Source organism: Clostridia bacterium (genome assembly GCA_017410375.1).
In the GTDB taxonomy this organism is placed as follows: domain Bacteria; phylum Bacillota; class Clostridia; order RGIG6154; family RGIG6154; genus RGIG6154.
Window position 1 is genome coordinate 1 of record JAFQQW010000026.1, and the last position, 5,204, is coordinate 5,204.

General features: G+C 40.2%; 6 protein-coding genes. All 6 read left to right on the forward strand.

Annotated elements, in window-relative coordinates; all coding sequences use genetic code 11:
* The first annotated feature begins 431 nt into the window (after positions 1–431).
* Positions 432–1,937 carry a phosphoglucosamine mutase gene (gene glmM / locus IJE10_04365; protein ID MBQ2967343.1) on the forward strand — a complete coding sequence of 502 codons (1,506 nt, stop codon included), beginning with the start codon at positions 432–434 and terminating at the stop codon, positions 1,935–1,937.
* Positions 1,924–2,592, forward strand: coding sequence for a UDP-N-acetylglucosamine pyrophosphorylase (locus IJE10_04370; GenBank protein ID MBQ2967344.1), 669 nt, complete (start codon positions 1,924–1,926; stop codon positions 2,590–2,592). The genes glmM and IJE10_04370 overlap by 14 nt, the downstream gene beginning before the upstream one ends.
* A 13-nt stretch (positions 2,593–2,605) precedes the next feature.
* The gene (gene nagB / locus IJE10_04375; GenBank protein ID MBQ2967345.1) at positions 2,606–3,319 is read left to right on the forward strand and encodes a glucosamine-6-phosphate deaminase; all 714 of its coding nucleotides are present in this window, start codon (positions 2,606–2,608) and stop codon (positions 3,317–3,319) included.
* A 160-nt stretch (positions 3,320–3,479) separates the two neighbouring features.
* The gene (locus IJE10_04380) at positions 3,480–3,935 is read left to right on the forward strand and encodes a response regulator transcription factor (GenBank protein ID MBQ2967346.1); all 456 of its coding nucleotides are present in this window, start codon (positions 3,480–3,482) and stop codon (positions 3,933–3,935) included.
* 21 nt (positions 3,936–3,956) lie between these two features.
* A complete protein-coding gene (locus IJE10_04385; GenBank protein MBQ2967347.1) occupies positions 3,957–4,184 on the forward strand; it encodes a LytTR family transcriptional regulator DNA-binding domain-containing protein in 228 nt (75 codons plus the stop codon).
* A 3-nt stretch (positions 4,185–4,187) separates the two neighbouring features.
* Positions 4,188–5,204 (forward strand): hypothetical protein (locus IJE10_04390; protein MBQ2967348.1); only part of this gene is annotated, 1,017 nt, incomplete at its 3' end.

Consider the following 5,204-nt stretch of genomic DNA (forward strand, 5'->3'; position numbering starts at 1 on the left):
AAAACGCATTTATCAAAAGAAAACGCGCAAAATTTTGCGTGTTTTCTTCATTTCGTGTCTTTCTCGTGAGTTTGCACAAACTTTGTTCGCCTTTATACTCGCGTTTTTGCGATCCGGACTTTTTTTACATTCCCTTTTTTTGTTAAAATGTCAACAAAAGTGTGCATAAAATGGAATGAAAAGCATAAAATAACTGATGAGGATTATTGTTTGTCCAGAAAAACGCAACTTTAGGTTGCAAAAGATTCAATGTAAAGTTGGTTGCAAAAATATATTTTATCTGCTAATATATATAATGTAAACTTTTTAAGTGGAGGGTAAATATGAAAATAGGAGAAAAAATTATACATTTGCGCACAATGGCAGGTATGTCACAGGAACAACTTGCAGAAAAAATTGAAGTGTCCAGACAGTCTATTTCCAAATGGGAAATGGATCAGGCACTTCCGCAGATTGATAAGGTTTTGCAACTCTGTGAAATTTTTAATGTTTCTACCGATGAACTTTTGCATGATAAAATTGAACTTACACAAAATAAAACAAGGGGAAATAAATATTTTGGAACAGATGGATTCAGAGGAGAAGCAAATGTAACGCTTACTTCTATGCAGGCATACAAAGTAGGGCGTTTCCTGGGCTGGTATTACGGTTCGGAGCTTTCCGGCTGTACAAAAGGTAACTACCGTCCGCGTATTGTAATCGGTAAAGATACAAGACGATCAAGCTATATGCTTGAATATTCTATTGTAGCAGGCATCACGGCATCCGGTGCAGATGCGTATATGCTTCATGTTACAACAACCCCCAGCGTATCTTATGTAACAAGACAGGATGAATTTGATTGCGGTATTATGATTACGGCATCGCATAATCCTTTTTATGATAACGGTATTAAGGTTATAAACAAATTTGGCGAAAAGCTGGATGACAGTACCACCGCGTTGATTGAAGCATACCTCGATGGCGATATGAAGGCGATTGGTGTTTCTGCACCTGATTTACCTCTTGCAACAAAAGAAAAAATCGGTTGCATCATTGATTATTCTTCCGGCAGAAATCGGTATCTGGGATACTTGATTTCAGTTGCATCTCATTCTTATAAAAACCTGAAAATCGGTCTTGATTGTGCAAACGGTGCTTCCTGGATGATTGCAAAAGCCGTATTTGCCGCCCTTGGTGCACAAACCGTAGTGATTGGCGCGGAGCCGGATGGTTTAAATGTCAATGAAAACTGCGGCTCTACACATATCGAAAATTTATGCCGCCTTGTAAAAGAACAGCATCTGGATGTGGGCTTTGCTTTTGATGGGGATGCGGACAGATGTATTGCGGTGGATGGAAACGGGAACGTTGTAGACGGCGACAAAATGCTCTATGTTCTGGGAAAAAGACTAAAGGCAAGAGATATGCTGAATGAAAATGTTGTTGTTGCAACAATTATGTCCAACAGCGGTTTGATTTCCAGTATGGAAGCGGCGGGAATGAAATGTGTGCAGACCAATGTGGGTGACCGCTTTGTGTATGAGTGCATGCAAAATAACGATTACGGTTTGGGCGGAGAGCAATCCGGACACATCATTTTGAAAAAATATGCTACCACGGGTGACGGTATATTGACCGCTATTATGATTGCTGAAGAAATCTGCGATTCAAAGCTTACTTTGGCAGAGCTTGTGGCGCCTGTTGTGCTTTATCCGCAGTATATGCAAAATGTTCGGGTTAAAGATAAAGCGGCAGTGCTTTCAGATACAGTTGTTTTGCAGAGCCTGAAAGAGGTTGAAAAATTAATTGACGGAAAAGGCCGTGCATTGCTTCGCCAGAGTGGTACAGAACCGGTCATTCGTGTAATGATTGAAAGCGAAACTGATGAAAAGTGTGTAGAATATGCAGAAAAAATCGTAAATACCATTATCGAAAGGGGACATGGTGTTGAATAAGCTTACAGAAACCAAAGATTTATTTGAATGTGTAACGCCGTATCTTACGGAATTATTCGGTATGCATAAATACCCTTGGGAGATGTTGCCCGAAATAAAGGCATATATAAACAAATTGCTTCAAAACGGGCTGGAAGGCTTTGAAGAAATTTCAGAAGGGGTATTTGTAGGTGAAAATGTTAAAATCTACCCTACAGCTGTAATCGAAGCACCTGCAATTATCGGTGCAGGTACAGAAATCCGTCCCGGTGCGTTTATACGAGGAAATGTGATTACGGGCAGAAACTGTGTGATCGGCAACTCTACCGAGATGAAAAATTGCATTTTGCTGGATGGTGTTCAGGTACCGCATTATAATTATGTTGGAGATTCCATTTTGGGAAACCGCGCGCATATGGGAGCCGGCTCTATTTGTTCAAATTTAAAATCGGACGGAAAACCTGTGGTTATCCATGCGGATCAGGATTATGAGACGGGTATCCGTAAAATTGGCGGTATTTTAGCAGATGGCGCAGATGTGGGCTGCGGATGTGTTGTAAATCCGGGAACGATTATCGGAAAAAACACAAGAGTATATCCGTTGACCGCTTTAAGAGGAGTGATTCCTGCTGATTGTATTGTTAAAACAGCGAATAATATAGTGAAAAAAGTATGAAAGGTGATGCATAATGAATTTTTTGACAGTTGAAAGCTACCAAGAACTTAGCGAAAAAGCGGCACGCATGATTGCGGAGCAGGTGATTTTAAACCCTCAGAGTATTTTGGGTCTTGCAACAGGCTCCAGTCCTGTCGGAACATATAATTGTCTGGCAGATATGCACAAAAACGGAGAATTGGATTTTTCACGCGTGACCTCGGTAAACTTAGATGAATATGTGGGGCTTTCCGGCGAAAATCCGCAGAGCTACCGGTATTTTATGAATGAAAATCTGTTTTCAAAGGTTAATATTGGTATGGAGAATACCTATGTGCCAAATGGCTGCGCAGAAGACCTTTTGAAGGAAGGCACAGCATATGATGATTTGATTGCAAAGCTTGGCGGCATTGATTTACAGCTTCTCGGGATAGGGCTTGACGGACATATTGGTTTTAATGAGCCGGATGATGTTTTTACAAAAGAAACGCATGTCGTAAACTTAGACCCTTCAACTATTGAAGCAAATGCAAGGTTTTTTGCGTCAGTTGACGAAGTTCCCAAAAAAGCAATAACCATGGGTATGGGCTCTATTATGCAGGCGAAAAAAATACTATTGATTGCAAGCGGAGAAAATAAAAAAGAAATTCTGCATAAGGCGTTTTACGGACCGATTACACCAAAAGTTCCCGCTTCTGTTTTACAGCTTCATCCGGATGTTACAGTAATTTATTCTGTAAATAACTGAAAAATATAATGCGAATATTGCACATCTAAACGAGCGTAAGCTCGTTTTTTTGTCGAAATATGCAACGTTTGTTCCTCAAAACGCGACGTTTGTTCCTAAAGACTTGCCTCGTTCTTATTCTTGTGTTATAATAAAAATACAAAGAAAAGGTGGGATAAATTTGAAAATTGCGATTTGTGAAGACAGTAAAACTGACTTGAAAATGATACGGGAGCGTCTGGAAAAAACATCCTTGCCCAAGGATACGGAATGGAGTATGTTCACAGACGGCAAGGCTTTGCTGAATTCTTTTGAGACGGGCGAAAAATTTGATATGGTGTTTTTGGATGTGGACATGCCCGGGCTTAACGGCATTGAAATCGGAAACCGTATTTATGAAATGGATAAAAAAACGATTATTATTTTTATTTCCAATTATCCGCAGTTTGCTATTGAAGCATTTGACTGCAATGCATTTCATTATTTGTTAAAGACGGACCCGAATGAAAAAATTGAAAACGTTATCCGCGGAGCGCTTGCGTTTTATAAGAATTCTCACGCGGATTATGTGGCAAGAGGGAATGACGGTGCTTTGCGTATTCCCATAGCGGATATTTGTTATATTGAAAGCTTTTAGAAGCACCTTCTGATACATACTATGACTGAAAAAATTGATGTGCAGGATTCTTTGAAAAACGCCTTGCGTGTAATGTCTGTTCATGGATTCTATCAGACCCATAAAGGCATAATTGTAAATCTGAATCATATTATGAGATTCCGCCGGGAAGGCGTTTTGATGCGTAACGGCGATATGGTGGTTGTAAGTGTACGGAAACGCACAGAGGTCAGAAGAGTATTTTCTGAGTATATTGAAAGGATGGTTTAATTTATGAATTTAGGCTGGATACATGCAATAATACTTACGACCATGAACGCAATTGCGTTGGTGTTGGGGACTCGTCTGTTTTTCTCGGCATTTGGCGAGCGGAAGCGAAAAAGTGAACCTTTAATGATTTTGATAGCGGTAGTGATGTTTTACACATCACAGCTGGCTGCAGGGGACACTTTGTTTAAGCCGGGTCTTTTGCTGCTTGGGTCATTTATGATTTGTCAGGCATATAGCATGAAAATGTATATGCGTGTGCTTTTATCGTTTTTGTTTATGGCGGTTATGTCGGCAGTCGAGCTGGTTGTCGGCTTAACTATTATGATTACCTTCTCGGAAGAAATGCTTGAAGCGGAGAAGGGTATCTATGATTATATCGGTGTTTTATTTTCGCAGAGCCTTAATATATTTGTGTGCTATGTTATCAGCCGTGCAAAACATAAAAAGCTGTTAGGTGTGTTTAAAAAGAAATATCTTGCTGTTTATTTATTGCCCCTGGCAACCGGACTTGTGGTTTGGTTTGAATACTATGTTCTGTATTTTTTACATATGACATCCTTGCGTGTGGTCGGACTTTTAAGTATGATTATGTTGGTTGTGGCAAACGCATTAATTTTCTATATCATTGATGATATGCAAAAGAATGCAGAAAACGAAAACCGCCTGCTATGGGCAGAAGAAACCATCAAAATGCAAACGGCACAGTACACCATGATGTTGGGGCAAAACCATGAAATTATGCGTATCCGCCATGACCACAAGCATTTTCTGATGGGCGCGCTTTCTGAATTGAAGGATGGAAATACCGAAGCCTTGATGCAGTCGCTTACCGAGCAATTAGAGCTTGTCACCAATGACGGGGCAGACAGACTTTGCGGCATCAGTAGTGTGGATGCGGTTATCAGTCAGAAAACGGACGAAGCAAGAGAAAAAGGTATTTTACTGCAGTTCACACACAAAAATGTTAAAGATATCAGCTTTTCGGGTATCGACCTTGCAATTTTGCTTGGAAATGCCATA

What these genes read in the sequence shown, in the direction of transcription:
- glmM (MBQ2967343.1), top strand. Translation starts at nt 432, where the DNA reads ATGGATCAGGCACTTCCGCAGATTGATAAGGTTTTGCAACTCTGTGAA.
- IJE10_04370 (MBQ2967344.1), top strand. Translation starts at nt 1,924, where the DNA reads ATGGTGTTGAATAAGCTTACAGAAACCAAAGATTTATTTGAATGTGTA.
- nagB (MBQ2967345.1), top strand. Translation starts at nt 2,606, where the DNA reads ATGAATTTTTTGACAGTTGAAAGCTACCAAGAACTTAGCGAAAAAGCG.
- IJE10_04385 (MBQ2967347.1), top strand. Translation starts at nt 3,957, where the DNA reads ATGACTGAAAAAATTGATGTGCAGGATTCTTTGAAAAACGCCTTGCGT.